Here is a 15,499-nt window from a genome sequence, read left to right on the forward strand (position 1 = left end):
ATCGTCACAAATTTGATAAAAACAGTCAAAGACACTTATAAAATGAATGAAGCAGAAAAAATAATGACTAAAACAGAATGGATTTTAAAAAAATTCATATTTTGCTATATCAAAAAAAGGAATAAATAAAAAAAGCTTGAATAAAAAGAGATTAACCCCTTATCCATGCTTTCTTTTTAAAAACCTAATAATTTCCTAAAATAGCTAGAATACGACTGGCTAACAGATACCTTTTCTCCGGTTTGCATAGCTAATACAAAGGTAGAATGTGTATCCGGGTATATTTCTTTAATCTGATGCACATTGACGATAAAAGAACGGTGACACCGTATAAAGGATTCTCTTGGTAGTCTATATTCAAAATCCTGGAGTGAACCAGCATGTGTACCAGTAAAATTTTTAGTCACGATTCTCGTTTTTCGATCTCTTGCTTCTAAATAGATAACATCTGAAAAAGGAACAGGCATCCAGCCGTCTAGTGTTTTGACTGTAATAACTGATTTTCCATCCGTCAGAGCAGGATAAATGGCTAAAACAGTTCCTTCTACCTCACCGTTGTGCTGCAAGGGTACAGCCATCCCATGATAAGGAATCCCAAACATTTCTCGATTGATAAATTCAGAGACCTTTTGGTTACTATGCAGCGCTTTATAAGCTAAAGTTCCTTCCTTTATAGGGTCCCCTGGTTTTATCTTTAAATCAATGCGTGTGCTTGGTCTATAGTATATATACTTTTCTTTGTCTGAAACGGCTATGGATATTTCGTCCGAAAATAACTGGCCAACTACATCTAAAAGTCCACCTAAAGAGAGCTCATGCACCCTTTTCTCCCCCTTTCACTACTTTGATTCACAAACTAAAATTTCTCGCTCAAACTGTTGTTTCGTTGTAATACAGCGATCCTTTATATGAAGACCAATCGATTCTAACCGATCATCCATAGATTCGATTGTGACAATGACTACCCGCTTAGCAATCCTTTTCGCATGCTTTAATATGGTCAGTTGTTCCTCCCATGAGGCATGAGTATATAAATTATAAGGTAAATCGATAATCGCTACGTCATAGGCTTCCTCTATGTCTTGAATAGCACCCTTTTCTACCTGTCCAGTTAGCCCAAAATAAGCCAGATTTTCTCTGGACCCTATACAAACTAAGGGATTAATATCTCTTCCTACAATATCGATATCCATAGATCTCGCTTCTACTAGGACAGTTCCAATTCCACAGCACGGGTCGATTGCTCGTACGCCTGAAGGATGAGGAACGGCTATATTAGCTACAGCTCTAGCTACTCTCGTACTTAGGGCAGTAGAATATTCTTTGGGTTTTTTTATATGATTAAACCAAATAGGTTCACTCTTTGTATAAGTACCAAAGTACCATCGCTGTTGGTATGGAGCTATTGCAAAGAATTGTTCTGGATTATGAAGATCAAAATCTCCCTTCATCTCTGATCCTATAGCTCTTTCAATATGGAGACGCTCCTTGTTTTCAATCTTATCCTCACCTTGCCTATCATTTATTTTAAGAAAGATCACTTTGTTGGTTTCTCCTTCTTTACCAAATAAATGGGCAGCAGCAATAATTTCTTCTACAGTGTCCCCCTCCGCTAAGATATCCATTCTTCCCTTCATGAATGGACTTCTACTAGGATCTATCTTTGTATCACTTTTAAGTATTTTCATGTCTGTATCGTACCCAAAAAAAGAGCGCATCTCTAGATGACAAAGAGAGCGTTCTGCATCGTTATAAGCAAATGTATAAATAAATGACGGATGATCGTTTAAATTTTTCAACGTATTACCTCCAATAATATTTTTATTATAACATGTGGTACTTTTTAAAGTCCGTTATCATAACCCAATAGTTAATTAGCATAAAAAGGAAGTATAATAAGAATAGACTATAATTTTCAGAACTATTAGATATTTGAAAAGGGGATAAGCGAATGGACTTTGATGTAATCGTTATAGGAGCCGGCTTAGCAGGGCTCGTGGCAACAGCTGAGTTAGTAGATGCTAGAAAGCGAGTTTTGTTATTGGATCAAGAACCGGAAAGTTCTCTAGGCGGTCAAGCCTGGTGGTCGTTTGGAGGGTTATTTCTTGTAGATTCTCCTGAACAAAGAAGGATGGGTATTAAGGACTCCTATGAGCTCGCATGGCAGGACTGGTTAGGGACAGCCGGGTTTGATGGAGATAACGAAGAAGAATACTGGGCAAAAAAATGGGCAGAGGCTTATGTACGATTTGCCCATGAGGAAAAAAGAGACTGGCTGCATAAAAAAGGAATTCGATTCTTCCCCGTAGTTGGATGGGCAGAACGTGGAGGTTATCTAGCTGAAGGACACGGCAATTCAGTTCCTCGCTTTCATATTGTATGGGGTACAGGCCCAGCAATTGTTGCTCCGTTTAAAAAACAGGTGCAAGGAGCAATATCCGAGGGATTGGTTACTTATAAGCCACGTCATCAAGTAGAGCATTTGATAACTAATAACGGTACGGTCATCGGAGTTAGTGGCTCCATTTTAATACCAAGTAACGTAGAACGAGGGCAACCTAGCTCCAGAGAAGTGATGGACAAATTTGACTACAACTCTAAAGCTGTAATAGTAACAAGTGGAGGTATAGGAGCTAATCTTGATCTAGTACGGCAAAATTGGCCTGCACGTCTTGGGACCCCTCCTACCAATATGATTTCTGGGGTGCCAGAGTATGTAGACGGTCGAATGATGGGAATTACAGAAAAAGCAGGAGGTCGTTTAGTCAATAAAGATAGAATGTGGCACTACACGGAAGGCATTAAAAATTGGAACCCAATCTGGAAGAACCATGGAATTCGTATACTACCAGGTCCCTCTTCTATTTGGTTAGATGCAGAGAGTAATCGCTTTCCTGCTCCTAACTTTCCAGGCTTTGATACATTAGGTACATTAAAGGCCATCCAGGATACTGGATATGATTACTCTTGGTTTATACTTACCGAAAAAATAATCGAGAAGGAGTTTGCACTGTCGGGCTCAGAACAAAATCCTGATCTTACTGAAAAAAGCATTAAACAAGTGCTAAAACGAGTTTTACCAGGTCCAACAGCTTCAGTTAAGGCTTTTATGGATACGGGTGAGGACTTTGTCGTTGCTACTAATTTGAAAGACCTTGTAGATGGAATGAATAAAGTGGTCGGCAATAGCTTATTAAACTACGAACATATAGAAAAACAAATTTTAGCTCGTGACCGTGAGATGGATAATAAGTTTACAAAGGACCTACAAATCACTGCACTAAGGGGAGCCCGTCATTATATTGGAGACAAGCTCATACGTGTAGCAGCACCACATAAAATGTTAGATGAAAAAAATGGTCCGTTGATTGCAGTTCGTTTGAATATCCTAACTCGTAAAACATTGGGAGGGCTGCAAACGGATTTAGGCGGTCGTGTGCTGAACTCAGCAGGTACATCTATTCCCGGCCTATACGCTGCTGGAGAGGTCACAGGCTTTGGTGGTGGTGGAATGCATGGATACCGTGCGTTAGAGGGAACCTTTTTAGGAGGATGTCTATTTACCGGAAGAGAAGTAGGCAGAGCTTTAGCCAACGACTTATCCGAGTGAATATATAAAAAAACTTTGACTACAACCTGTCAAAGTTTTTCTTTTGGAAAAGAATAATATTCTCTATACTTCCTTACATAAATAATGATATATTTCGTTGCCTATTTGAGAGAGTATCCTTTTGGAAAGGACGTCATCCTCTTGCTCCGAGAGCACGGTTGCAACTAGTTTTCTATTTCCAACAAAAAATATACCCACATCATGTCGAGTACCCGGTATCCAACCAGTTTTGTTTGCAAATTCCCAAGCAGGCATTCCATTGTTAAAGTTAGAATACGGAGAAGGAAGCTTTTCCGGCAAACAATCTCGAACTTGTTGTTTTTTCATAATATCGATCATTAGTTTACTTGCTTCAGTACTAACCAGTTCTCCTTGAGCCATTTTAGTCAGCAAGATGCCAACATCTTTTGCAGCAATGCGATTAGAACCAAGTGGATTGGGTTTACTCAACATAAGCTTGTTATAAAATGTACTATATACCATACCAGCATCTTTCATGGTCTGTTGAATGTTTTCTACTCCAACTAAATCTATTAATAGATTAGTAGCCGTATTATCGCTTTGAATGATCATCAGAAGAATGATATCCGATAGTGGCAGAGAAGTACCTGGAGTTAAATGCTGGAGAACACCGGACCCTCCTACATACTCCTCCTTTTTTAGGCTAATTAAATCACTCAGTGACAACTGCTTACGTTCCAACGCCTGAAAAACAGCAGCCATGATCGGCACTTTAATAACACTCGCTGCGTAAAACAGCTCTTGTTCATTGTGCTCCCACTTTTCACCTGTATTCAAATCCTCTAATACAATTCCCCAAGTCCCCTTGGAAGGTGCAATCAACTTTTGAACCTTGCTTCTAAGCTCCTCCACTATCCAGCCTCCTCTAGTCATTCTATTTCTTTTATTATAGACTAAAGTATATTATATTTTTTGAAAATTTAATCTACAAGGAGTATTTATATGACTCAACTATTATTGTTACAAAAGGTAATCGATCATATCGACAATCACATTAAAGAAGATATGAAAACTGATAACCTAGCACAGCTAATCGGTTACTCTCCCTTTCATTTTTCTCGTATTTTTCATCAAGCAACTGGTTATACCCCCATGGATTATGTACAAAAAAGGAAGTTACAATTTGCTTTGGTAGATCTCCTTCAGGGAAAAAGAATTATTGATATAGCAGTAGAATATGGTTTTGAAACACACGCTGGATTTACAAAATCGTTTAAGCGCTGTTTTGGTAGTCCCCCAAGCTTGTATAGGATGCATTGTCCCATATCATTTCCACAAAAGTTGTGTTTAGAAAGTCTTCTACAAAAGAAAACTGGCGGAATAGTTCTTCAACCTAAGATTATATCTCTCCCACCTTTTATGGTTGCAGGAAAGACATTTGAAACTCGGTTAAAGAATATAACTTATACAAGAGATGCTCCTGCTTTTTGGGATCAAAGAATACCTTCTGAAGAATCTATTGAAGCCACTTTATATGATCTTCTGTCGCCTAAAATACACGGAGAGTATTGCTTTAACCTTAGCGGACCAGAGCTAGAAAATCATTTCACCTATCTTTTTACCGTAAATTATGACGAGGGAACAACCATACCGGAGGGAATCATTAAGTTACAGGTTAAAGCGGCAACATATGCAGTATTTAAAACCCCTTTGGTACTAGAAGAGCACTTTGTTTCCTCTATAAAAGGAACTTGGCAATATATTTTAGAGGACTGGCTCCCGAACTCTCAGTATGAAGTAGATGAAGGTAGTTACGATTTTGAATACTATGATGAACACTGCCATGATTGGGAGTATGACAAAATCTATATGGAAATTTACCTGCCGATTAAAGAGAAACTATAAGGTTCGGCAGGATTTGAAGCACTAGCCCTTAGCTTTTCTTAAAAGAAAACGATATAAGAACAGGACTGGGCTTAAAATTATTGCACTTACTATAATAGCCGTCCTAATAGAAAAGCTTGTGGCAATATAGCCAATAAACGGTCCTCCACTTATTTGCCCTATTGCATCGACTTGCCCCTTTACAGAAAAGAACGTTGCACGAGTCGAGGAGTCCTTAATGAGTTTATTTAACCAAATATCCTCCAATGGGTACATAACTTTTCGACTCACTTGAATGAAAACATAGCATATAAACAAGCCGATAAAATACTTGGAAACCGCAAAGCCTATTAATGCAATCACCAGGCTGATGCTCCCTATAAAAAGAGCAATGTATATCCGATGTAATTCCTGATAGATTGTGCTTTTGTTTAAAAAGTGGAGTACTATAAACGATACTAGAACAACTACTAGTTGAAATCCGCCCGTCAATAGCACTAGCTGTTCATTTCGCAAACTGCTTATGAACGTTGTATCAAGCACGTGAGCAAGCCATAGACGATCAAAGCCTTCACTATAAAAACCTATAATTAGTGCAATTAGAAAGAGCATACGTAGTATAAAGCTAGTTTTGGAAAAAAGAATAATCTTACTTACATTCTGTTTCATAGCCTCAAATGTAGTGATTCTATCCGTTCTTTCAATTGGTTTAAAATGCTCCTCTTTCATAAAGACTATAAGAATAGTAGCCAAGCCTATCATACAAAGGCCTCCAATAATAATAGGTAGATTAATCATGTAATAACCGGTTAAAATACTTAACGGTATGGCTACTAGTTGACCCAAATTCCCAGCCTTTGCTCCCCTCAGATATGCCATAGAAGCTTTTTCTTCTCCTATTTCATCTGCAATCCAAGCTTGCTGAGATCCACTTGTAAAGGTATAACCTATCCCCCACGCCACTTGGGCCAATAAAACTATCGAAAAGTAGGGAAACAATCCCTCTAATAAAAAACCTATTCCTATTAAAAAATACCCAATAATAATGGACAGCTTTCGGCTCTTCAAGTCGGATACCACTCCTGTTGGAATTTCAAATAGAAATACAGATAACTCTAGTACCGTTCCCACCAATACAAGTTGCAACGGATCCAGCTTAACTACGCTCACGTGATACAACAAGCTGACTGTAAATATATACGTAAAAAATAATTGCGATACAAAGCAAATAAAAATATACAGCTGATAGGAATCCCTTGTTCTATTCAAAAACATTTACCTCACCTCTCCAATGATTATAAAAAGAGGTGCAACCTGTCGCTTATCCAAATTTGCTACATTGAATAAATTTTATGTTATATTGAAAGAACAATTAAATAATGTGTAGATTTAGGTGTTCTTTTGTCAGCAAAAGAACTTAAAAGGGAAGTTCGGTGAAAGACCGACGCTGTCCCGCAACTGTAAATGGGAGCGATTCTTTATAAACCACTGTGTAACAACGGGAAGGAAAGAAGAGCTATGAACATGAGCCAGGAGACCTGCCTATTTCAAGTACACACCGAAAACCTACGCGGATAGGAGGGTGTTAAGTCAGCTATGAACAAGCAATTGCTTGAAATTACTGTCGTACGAAAAACACAATAAAATTACAGGGGCTACTACGGTCCTGTTTTCATAGTGGATTTTATTAAGTTTCTAATCGTACTGATCAAAAAATTATACTAACTAGCATCTTCTTTTATAAAAAAGAGGATGCTTTTTTACGTACAAAAGAGAGGAATTTTTAAATGAAAAAAGATATTTATATTGCATACTTTAGACAAGTATTAATGACAAACCATGTTACAAATACATCAATATCACTACAGTCTACCTTTGAGGAATTGAAAAAAGACATTGAGCTTAATTCAACCTCGAGCATAGAGGAAAAAAAAATTATGCATCGTCATTTAATGGATGCACACCATCAAATGAAAAATGAGATTTCTGGACAAAAAGAAGAGTAAGTCTTAGGAGTATTCATCCTTTTGACAGCTACATGTGTTAAAAGGATTCCATAAAGAGTGCTTGGTACATAACTAATCAATAAATAAAAAACGTGAAATCGTCTATTTGATTTCACGTTTTACTATTTTTTTGCTAGATACTTCCTTCTAAGGAATTTCTCTATTCTAGTTGTTTGTAGAGGAGGAGACAACAACGAGGAGATGGAAGTCATTCCCCCGAAATGATTCTGCCGTAACGGAAAACAACTGTAAATCATGGAATATGAGCCCAAAAACTTTACTAGTTCGTAAAAATTTTCGAGGCTTTTTATTTGGAGGAGAGGTTTGACCCAGCCTCCTTTTTCTCAAGTTTAAAGATCCTGGTAATCCCTTTGATATTTCCCGCCGTCTTTTACTTCTGAATGGTACAAAGCTTTCAAAGCAAAACTTTTTTCTAAGTCATGCTCCTTCATTACTTCCTTCAATCTTTTTGCTAAGTCTGGACTAAACTTCACAAGCTCTTCCATTTTAGATTTTGAATATTGCATATCATTACCTCCCCACTATCATTGTTTCTACAGTATAGCACTTGTCTAAAAGTCATACGAAAAAATCGTTTTCTTAAGAACTGTAAAAAATCAGTAACCGATATTATTTAATTTGAGAATAGTGCCCATAAATTATGTAGTCACATTTTTTTCAATTTTACATAAATTAGTTTGACAATTCAAAATCGAAATGTTAACCTATTGAACAAATCTTTCCTTAAGGAAATTTATTATCACGAAAGAAAATTATATTTTTTTATTCTAAAAGTTTCCTTAAGGAAATAATTTATAACAAAGGAAAAGGAGTGTGCTAAGTGAAAAAGTTCTTTGTTTTTTTGATTGCGAGTTTTTTATTGGTTGGCTGTAGTGACAATAATTCCGGGAAGGCTAATGACGATAAGCCCCTAGTAGTCACAACTACGGGTCAAATTGGAGATGCGGTTAAAAAGATTGCCGGCGATTATGTGGTGGTTAAATCCTTAATGGGGCCAGGTGTAGATCCACATCTTTACAAGGCAACACAAGGGGACCTACAAGTATTAGAAGATGCAGATATCATCTTTTATAATGGCCTAGAACTTGAGGGGAAGATGAGTGATATTTTTGAGAAAATGCAAAAGGAGAAATCAGTAGTGGCAATTGGAGAAGCTGTTCCAAAGGATAGAATATTAAATGACGAAGCTCATCCAGAATTATTTGATCCACATATTTGGTTCGATATTGAGGTTTGGAAAATAGCTACCCATGAAATAACAAAAGCACTCGTCGAGGAATTTTCCTCTAACAAAGATCAATTCTTAGAAAATGAAACAAAGTTCTTTGATGAACTAGATCAATTAGATGAATGGACGAAGAAACGGATTAGTGAAATACCTGAAGAGCAACGAGTGCTTGTTACCGCTCATGATGCCTTTAAATATTTTGGTAAAAGCAATGGACTGGAAGTACGGGGATTACAAGGTCTCAGTACGGAAGCAGAATACGGATTAAAGGATATACAGAACATTGTAAATTTTTTAGTAGAGCAAAATATCAAAGCAGTATTTATAGAATCCAGTGTCTCAGATAAAGCGATGAATGCCGTGATTGAGGGTGCAAAGGAAAAAGGGCATACGATAAAAATTGGTGGGGAGCTATATTCGGATGCGATGGGTGCAGAAGGCACAGAGGATGGCACTTATATAGGAATGTATACGCATAATGTCAATACAATTGTAGATTCACTTAAATAGGAGGCAAAGAAATGAACGCATTACAGGTAAGGGATTTATCTGTTGCTTACGAGGAGAAGGTTGTATTAAGCAATATCAACCTAAATATCCCCAATGGCCAAATAACTGGTATCATCGGACCAAACGGAGCTGGCAAATCGACATTGATTAAAGCTGTACTAAATCAACTACCTAATAAAACCGGCTCTATATCCATTTTAGAGCGACCACTGAACCCCAAGGATCATGTAGTCGGATATGTTCCTCAGCGTAATGCTGTAGATTGGGACTTTCCAACAAATGCACTGGATGTAGTGTTGATGGGGCGGTATGGACATATTGGAATAATTCGAAGACCTTCTTTAAGAGATAAGCAAATTGCTCTGAATTGCTTAAAAAATGTAGGAATGGAAGCCTATGCGGAACAATCAATCGGCCAGCTTTCCGGAGGGCAACAGCAACGCGTCTTTTTAGCTAGAGCTCTCGCACAGGAAGCCGAGGTTTACTTCATGGATGAACCATTTGTGGGAGTGGACGCGGCCACGGAGAGAACGATTATTTCCATTTTGAAGGAGTTAAAATCTCAAGGTAAATCCGTGTTCGTGGTTCACCATGACTTGCAAACAGCTGCTGATTACTTTGATTGGATTGTGTTATTAAACCAAACAATTATTGCTGCCGGGCCTACTGACATTACATTTACTCCAGCTAATTTACAAGAAGCATACGGTGGAAAGCTTTTTTTCATGGATCAAGCAACTTCAGGAAAAAATGCCATATGAAAGAGGTGACCAGTAATGTTGTCGGGTAATTTACTTTGGGTTCTCGCTGGGGCTATTCTATTAGGGATAGCTGCTGGTTTAAATGGAACGTTTGCCTTTCTTCAAAAGCAAAGCTTAGTAGGAGATGCAGCAGCACATGCTGCACTTCCTGGCATTGCGCTAGCCTATTTAATATTTGAGAAAAAAGATTTACCCATCCTCATGATAGGAGCCGCTATAACCGCTACCCTTTCTGTATATATGATTCAATGGATTGTGAATCATTCCAAGCTAAAGGCCGATGCAGCCATTGGTTTAATATTATCCGTCTTTTTTGGAATCGGAATTGTATTAATAACAATAGTTAACCAAAGCGGGACCGGGAACCAAAGTGGTTTAAATGACTTTATATTTGGAAAGGCAGCTACAATGGCTAAAAGTGATTTAATCTGGTTATCCGGTAGCGCCCTATTAATCATTGCTATGTGTTTATTATTCTTTAAGGAATGGAAATTAATGATTTTTGATCCTGTCTTTGCAAAGGGTATTGGATTACCAATAGAACGTCTACGTATCTTGTTAACTGCCTTGACCGTATTAACTATAGTCACAGGTATTCAGGCAGTAGGAGTTATTTTAATGGCCGCCATGTTAATCATTCCTGCTGCTGCAGCTAGATTTTGGTCTAGCCACCTTGGTGTAATTTTGGTCACGAGTGCCTTTTTTGGGGCTTTATCTGGAGCACTTGGCACCATGATTAGCTCTCTGCGCACTGGTTTATCCACTGGCCCAATAATTGTTTTGGCAGCTGCTTCATTGTTTTTAATATCTTATTTTTTCGCACCAACAAGAGGGCTACTTTCTAAGCTTCGGAAAAAACGTATATTTAAACAACAGCGTGTGGCAAGAGAGGTGACTAACCATGAATGAGTTTTGGGTTCTTTTAACTGGGTCACTTGTTGGCATAACCTGTGGTCTTACCGGAGTCTTTCTAATCCTACGGAAAACAGCAATGATTGCGGACGCCATTAGTCATACAGTTCTGTTTGGAATTGTGGTCGCCTTTATGGTCACTCAATCATTAAATGGAGTTTGGATGCTTATAGGAGCGGCTATTGCAGGATTGCTTACCACCTTTCTAGTACAGGTGCTTCAATCAGGCGGTTTGCAAGAGGATGCGGCTATAGGGGTAGTATTTACCTCTCTTTTTGCCTTAGGTGTATTATTAATCACCTTATTTGCAAGCAATGTTCATTTAGACGTAGAGCATGTGCTGATGGGGGAAATAGCGTTCGTACCGTGGGATACATGGAGTATATTAGGATTTGAAATGCCTAAAGCAGTTTGGATGCTACTGTTTGTTCTATTACTAAACATAGCTTTTTTAGTATTGTTTTATAAAGAAATTAAACTCTCTACCTTTGATCCATTGTTCGCTATTTCTATTGGATTACCTATCATGGGAATGCATTATTCCTTTATGACACTAGTCTCCCTTACGACCGTAGCTGCATTTGATAGTGTAGGTGCAGTATTGGTCGTTGCCATGCTAATCGGCCCTGCGGCTACTGCCTATCTAATGAGCAAAAGTGTTCCCGGTATGATTATTTGGAGCATGACATTTGGTATAACAGCAGCTATATCTGGCTATTACTTAGCAAAGCTTTGGAACACTTCTATTGCAGGTATGATGGCAGCAATGATAGGCATTCTTTTTATGCTCGTTTTTCTATTGAAGCCTCATGATGGATGGCTTTGGAAAGCTTGGGTATCACTGAAAAAAGATTGACCGAAAGCTATTTCTCGATAACTCCCTCTCACCTTTTGTTTATCACTGCTTTTGCTATAATACAAGAAAGGAATAAACAGAGGGTGATGTTATGCATAAAACTATTGGAATTCTTGCACACGTCGATGCAGGAAAGACCACATTTTCAGAGCAACTGCTCTTTCATACAAAGACAATTAGACAGCGAGGAAGAGTCGACCATAAGGATTCCTTCCTCGATAGTCATTTAATAGAAAAAAATAGAGGTATTACTATTTTCGCTGACCAAGGAGTATTTTCTTATAATAACTCTACTTATTATGTTATCGATACTCCAGGCCATGTCGACTTTTCTCCTGAAATGGAGCGGGCCATTCAAGTAATGGACTACGCCATCATCATCATAAGTGCCGTAGATGGAGTAGAAGGACATACGGAAACAGTTTGGCAGCTACTTCGAAAGCATCAGATTCCCACGTTCTTCTTTATCAATAAAACTGATTACGAGGATACCGATCCTGCGGCAGTTTTACAGGATATTCAAGCTAATTTATCGAAGGATGCCTGTCACCTAACTAATGCATATACGGAGGAACTAATCGAGTTTATCGCTGAACGAGATGAGGTCCTTTTAGATACTTATATGGAAACCGGGTTTGATGAACAGCTATGGACAGGCAAATTCAAGCAAATGATTAAGGAATGTACCGTATTTCCTTGTGCATCTGGCTCAGCCTTAAAGGATATTGGAGTGTTGGACTTTTTAGAATCACTGGACTTGCTTACGGAAACAGACTATAACACTGACCAAGCTTTTACTGCTCAAGTATACAAGATACGCCATGATGAGAGTGGCAATCGAGTTACCTTTTTAAAGGTTTTAGGCGGAAAACTTAAAATAAGGGACGAAATAAATACTGGAGATGGACAGGAGAAAATAACACAGCTTCGTCAATATAATGGCAGCAAGTTTAAGACACTCGATGAAGCGAATGCAGGTGAACTAGTTGCTGTGACAGGGCTAACCGCTGCTTCTATTGGAGATACCATCGGTGCTACTCAAAGTAAAACACATTTCGATTTAATACCTACTTTAAAGTCTAAGGTAATCTTCGACGATTCCACCCATGTAAAAGAGGTACTGAAATCTTTTAGACTACTAGACGCTGAGGACCCATCCCTACAGGTTTATTGGGATGAGTATTTTCAAGAGGTCCAAGTACATGTGATGGGTGTAATTCAACTTGAGGTGCTTGTACAAATTGTTAAGGAGCGCTTTCATTTCGATGTGATGTTTGGAGAACCTAAGATTCTTTACAAGGAAACGATTGAGACCGCTGTTAAGGGCTATGGTCATTTTGAGCCATTAAAACATTATGCTGAGGTACACCTATTAATCGAGCCTGCAGAGAGAGGTTCTGGAGTGACCTTTCATAACATTTGCCATGCAAATGATCTGTCTATAGGAAACCAAAACCTTGTGCAGCATCACCTTTTAGAGAAGTCTCACCATGGTTTACTGACAGGTTCTGCACTTACTGACGTTAAAATCACTTTACTAACTGGGCGGGGACACAATGAACATACCTCAGGTGGAGACTTTAGAGAAGCGACTTACCGGGCACTACGTCAAGGCTTAGAAAAGGCACAAAATGTAATACTTGAGCCTTTTTATGATTTTAAAATTAAAGTAAATATGGATTTAATCGGAAGAGTTCTTTCAGATATCCAACAGGCACACGGAACATTTGATCCACCAGAAAATGTAGGCGATAAGGTTATCGTCAAGGGGAAAGTACCTGTAGCTACTTTTATGAGCTATAGCACTACCTTCGCTTCCTACACTCATGGCAAAGGGACACTCAGCCTGCTATACAGTGGCTATGATCGCTGCCATAACCAAGAGGAGATAATAGAAAGTATCGGGTACAACAAAGAGGCAGATCCAGAATACACCTCTACCTCTATCTTTTGTGCAAAGGGTACTGGATACAAAGTTCCTTGGTACGAGGCTGAAAAAGCGATGCATTGTCTATAAGACTTTTCAGGCCATATCTTATTTTTATATTTCATAACGATAAATCATAAAACGCTCATTGTGATTTTGTTCATAGAGCTCGGGTATACGTATTTCCTTCCATAGATTGAAAGCAGTCTCCTGCTCCAAAAATTGAAGATATTCGGGGGTTGGGTAGTAGAGAATGATATCTACTGTCCTCTCCGATTCATCTACTGACTCTAGAATATTATGAACAACCTTTTGAAATATAGGAGTAGAGAAAGGATTAAAGAAATAGAAGCAATCTTCCTGAGCGTCTATTTTGTATTCCTCTGCCAAGCAGCACTCAAAGCTAATGGATGCTCGTGTAGGCTTAGCTCTTTCCATATACTTCATGAGGTTTTCCATTGCCTGCTGATAAAGCTGACCACTCATCTCTATTCCTGTTACAGAGATGCTATGGAAATAATGCACATAGAACGGCACTCTACCTTTTCCGCATCCGAAGTCTAACATTCTGTTACAAGCCTTCCAATCATAGGCCTCAAACAATACCTGTAATGCGCTATATGGGGTTGCCTCGTAACGATTATAATGAGAGGACTGATATTGCCACTCCCTCATTCCAGCTGTTTGTATTCTTAATAATCGTTCGTAGTCTGACTCTTTCATCGCAACCTCCTTGATTCTTTTTATTGAGCAAAAATATGCTGCTGGACCCAGTCATTTTTTTGACTGTTAGCTTCCTCCAGTAATGATACCTTAAATGGATTACCTTTTGACACAATTGTCCCTGTAAACGAAGGATTTTCAATACGGATTATCACTTTCTCTTGAACTACTCTTTTGGTGATTTGTAGCTTCGCAATTCCACCAATGTTGGTGCTATCAAACTGTTGAGCAGAGAAGAAGTTACCTAGCGAGTAGAAGACATGGGTTTCACCCATGCTAGTCGCTATTCTTTCATAGGGCTGAATGACATGAGGATGGTGACCAAAAATTACATCGGCGCCTGCCTCGGCCATCCACTTGGCAAGCTCTTTTTGATGTTCACTTGGCTCTAGGGCATACTCTTCTCCCCAATGTATACTTAGAACTACCACATCTACCTTGGACTTTAAGGCTATAATATCTTTTTTTATTTGTTCTTTATTTATTAGATTTACTAAATATTCTTTTCCCTCAGGTATCTGGTGTCCATTCAACCCATAAGTGTAATTTAAAAAGCCTAATCTGACACCCTTCACTTCGAATATCCTATCCGTTTGTTGGTCCTCCACTGATTTATGGGCTCCCACGTAAGGAATATCGTTAGCTTCCATTGTTTCAATAGCTGCTAATAAGCCTGCTTCCTTTTTGTCTAGCGTATGATTATTGGCGCTTGAGATGAGATCTACACCAACCGCCTTAAGATCTCGAATAATATGAGACGGACTAGAAAAGTTAGGGTATCCAGACAAGCCGAATGTTGTTCCTGCAGGTGGAGATTCCTGATTTGCTAATAAAAAATCTAAGTTTTTCAACTCTTTTTCCACTTCTTGAAAAGATGGTAGGAAGCTTGAGTAATTATAGAGAGGACTATGCAATAAAACATCTCCTACCATTCCTATCTCTATCTGAGTCTCTTTGTATAATTGATGAAAATTGGTTACCTGTTTACCAGAAAAATCTTCTTCAAAGGAATTTGTTATTTGTGCATTAAAAAAAGATAAAACGACGATAAATAGTAATAGAAAAGAGAGTAAAAATTTCATGCCTCAGACCTCCTCCTA

At 38.4% G+C, this 15,499-nt stretch carries 15 protein-coding genes and 1 riboswitch; of the genes, 8 read left to right on the plus strand and 7 right to left on the minus strand.

The genetic code is table 11. From position 1 onward, the window contains the following. Window positions 1–176: 176 nt before the first annotated feature. Window positions 177–821 carry a LytTR family DNA-binding domain-containing protein gene (locus tag NSQ95_RS19040; protein ID WP_169361267.1) on the minus strand — a complete coding sequence of 215 codons (645 nt, stop codon included), beginning with the start codon at window positions 819–821 and terminating at the stop codon, window positions 177–179. 18 nt (window positions 822–839) lie between these two features. Next, entirely contained in the window at window positions 840–1,799 is a 960-nt protein-coding gene (locus NSQ95_RS19045) for an RNA methyltransferase (RefSeq protein ID WP_340881302.1), read from the minus strand. Between the two features lie 152 nt (window positions 1,800–1,951). Between NSQ95_RS19045 and NSQ95_RS19050 the strand changes: the two genes are divergently transcribed. Beyond that, window positions 1,952–3,610 carry an FAD-binding dehydrogenase gene (locus NSQ95_RS19050; RefSeq protein WP_342560080.1) on the plus strand — a complete coding sequence of 553 codons (1,659 nt, stop codon included), beginning with the start codon at window positions 1,952–1,954 and terminating at the stop codon, window positions 3,608–3,610. A gap of 63 nt (window positions 3,611–3,673) precedes the next feature. On the opposite strand, the gene NSQ95_RS19055 is transcribed toward NSQ95_RS19050, so the two are convergent. After that, a complete protein-coding gene (locus tag NSQ95_RS19055; protein WP_342560081.1) occupies window positions 3,674–4,483 on the minus strand; it encodes a serine hydrolase in 810 nt (269 codons plus the stop codon). 90 nt (window positions 4,484–4,573) lie between these two features. Between NSQ95_RS19055 and NSQ95_RS19060 the strand changes: the two genes are divergently transcribed. Further along, window positions 4,574–5,476, plus strand: a complete 903-nt coding sequence (locus NSQ95_RS19060; RefSeq protein ID WP_342560082.1) for an AraC family transcriptional regulator — start codon at window positions 4,574–4,576, stop codon at window positions 5,474–5,476. 21 nt (window positions 5,477–5,497) lie between these two features. Here NSQ95_RS19060 and NSQ95_RS19065 read toward each other — a convergent pair whose 3' ends face one another. Further along, window positions 5,498–6,730, minus strand: a complete 1,233-nt coding sequence (locus NSQ95_RS19065; RefSeq protein ID WP_342560083.1) for an MFS transporter — start codon at window positions 6,728–6,730, stop codon at window positions 5,498–5,500. A 99-nt stretch (window positions 6,731–6,829) separates the two neighbouring features. Continuing rightward, window positions 6,830–7,016, plus strand: a riboswitch (cobalamin riboswitch). Between the two features lie 226 nt (window positions 7,017–7,242). Between NSQ95_RS19065 and NSQ95_RS19070 the strand changes: the two genes are divergently transcribed. After that, window positions 7,243–7,461, plus strand: coding sequence for a hypothetical protein (locus NSQ95_RS19070; RefSeq protein WP_340881296.1), 219 nt, complete (start codon window positions 7,243–7,245; stop codon window positions 7,459–7,461). Between the two features lie 350 nt (window positions 7,462–7,811). Here the strand turns inward: NSQ95_RS19070 and NSQ95_RS19075 are convergent, their stop codons facing one another. Then, window positions 7,812–7,988 (minus strand): hypothetical protein, encoded by a 177-nt coding sequence (locus NSQ95_RS19075; RefSeq protein WP_169361273.1) that lies wholly within the window; start codon window positions 7,986–7,988, stop codon window positions 7,812–7,814. 314 nt (window positions 7,989–8,302) lie between these two features. Between NSQ95_RS19075 and NSQ95_RS19080 the strand changes: the two genes are divergently transcribed. The 5 genes from NSQ95_RS19080 (at window position 8,303) to NSQ95_RS19100 (ending at window position 13,766) form a co-directional block, all read left to right on the plus strand. Beyond that, window positions 8,303–9,220 carry a zinc ABC transporter substrate-binding protein gene (locus NSQ95_RS19080; protein ID WP_340881295.1) on the plus strand — a complete coding sequence of 306 codons (918 nt, stop codon included), beginning with the start codon at window positions 8,303–8,305 and terminating at the stop codon, window positions 9,218–9,220. Between the two features lie 11 nt (window positions 9,221–9,231). Continuing rightward, the gene (locus NSQ95_RS19085) at window positions 9,232–9,981 is read left to right on the plus strand and encodes a metal ABC transporter ATP-binding protein (RefSeq protein WP_340881294.1); all 750 of its coding nucleotides are present in this window, start codon (window positions 9,232–9,234) and stop codon (window positions 9,979–9,981) included. A gap of 15 nt (window positions 9,982–9,996) precedes the next feature. Continuing rightward, window positions 9,997–10,890 carry a metal ABC transporter permease gene (locus tag NSQ95_RS19090; RefSeq protein ID WP_340881293.1) on the plus strand — a complete coding sequence of 298 codons (894 nt, stop codon included), beginning with the start codon at window positions 9,997–9,999 and terminating at the stop codon, window positions 10,888–10,890. Then, a complete protein-coding gene (locus NSQ95_RS19095) occupies window positions 10,883–11,749 on the plus strand; it encodes a metal ABC transporter permease (protein ID WP_340881291.1) in 867 nt (288 codons plus the stop codon). The genes NSQ95_RS19090 and NSQ95_RS19095 overlap by 8 nt, the downstream gene beginning before the upstream one ends. Before the next feature lie 91 nt (window positions 11,750–11,840). Continuing rightward, complete coding sequence (locus NSQ95_RS19100) at window positions 11,841–13,766, plus strand: translation factor GTPase family protein (RefSeq protein WP_340881290.1); 1,926 nt, start codon at window positions 11,841–11,843, stop codon at window positions 13,764–13,766. 24 nt (window positions 13,767–13,790) lie between these two features. On the opposite strand, the gene NSQ95_RS19105 is transcribed toward NSQ95_RS19100, so the two are convergent. Both NSQ95_RS19105 and NSQ95_RS19110 read right to left on the minus strand, forming a co-directional pair. Continuing rightward, window positions 13,791–14,399, minus strand: coding sequence for an SAM-dependent methyltransferase (locus tag NSQ95_RS19105; RefSeq protein ID WP_340881289.1), 609 nt, complete (start codon window positions 14,397–14,399; stop codon window positions 13,791–13,793). A 20-nt stretch (window positions 14,400–14,419) separates the two neighbouring features. Then, window positions 14,420–15,481, minus strand: coding sequence for a CapA family protein (locus NSQ95_RS19110; RefSeq protein WP_342560084.1), 1,062 nt, complete (start codon window positions 15,479–15,481; stop codon window positions 14,420–14,422). Between the last annotated feature and the right edge of the window lie 18 nt (window positions 15,482–15,499).

The organism is Psychrobacillus sp. FSL W7-1457, from assembly GCF_038593405.1.
Lineage (GTDB): Bacteria > Bacillota > Bacilli > Bacillales_A > Planococcaceae > Psychrobacillus.

Coding starts and splice junctions, on each gene's coding strand:
- NSQ95_RS19105 (WP_340881289.1), bottom strand. CDS start 14,399: ATGAAAGAGTCAGACTACGAACGATTATTAAGAATACAAACAGCTGGA.
- NSQ95_RS19110 (WP_342560084.1), bottom strand. CDS start 15,481: ATGAAATTTTTACTCTCTTTTCTATTACTATTTATCGTCGTTTTATCT.
- NSQ95_RS19050 (WP_342560080.1), top strand. CDS start 1,952: ATGGACTTTGATGTAATCGTTATAGGAGCCGGCTTAGCAGGGCTCGTG.
- NSQ95_RS19075 (WP_169361273.1), bottom strand. CDS start 7,988: ATGCAATATTCAAAATCTAAAATGGAAGAGCTTGTGAAGTTTAGTCCA.
- NSQ95_RS19070 (WP_340881296.1), top strand. CDS start 7,243: ATGAAAAAAGATATTTATATTGCATACTTTAGACAAGTATTAATGACA.
- NSQ95_RS19100 (WP_340881290.1), top strand. CDS start 11,841: ATGCATAAAACTATTGGAATTCTTGCACACGTCGATGCAGGAAAGACC.
- NSQ95_RS19090 (WP_340881293.1), top strand. CDS start 9,997: ATGTTGTCGGGTAATTTACTTTGGGTTCTCGCTGGGGCTATTCTATTA.
- NSQ95_RS19095 (WP_340881291.1), top strand. CDS start 10,883: ATGAATGAGTTTTGGGTTCTTTTAACTGGGTCACTTGTTGGCATAACC.
- NSQ95_RS19085 (WP_340881294.1), top strand. CDS start 9,232: ATGAACGCATTACAGGTAAGGGATTTATCTGTTGCTTACGAGGAGAAG.
- NSQ95_RS19065 (WP_342560083.1), bottom strand. CDS start 6,730: ATGTTTTTGAATAGAACAAGGGATTCCTATCAGCTGTATATTTTTATT.
- NSQ95_RS19060 (WP_342560082.1), top strand. CDS start 4,574: ATGACTCAACTATTATTGTTACAAAAGGTAATCGATCATATCGACAAT.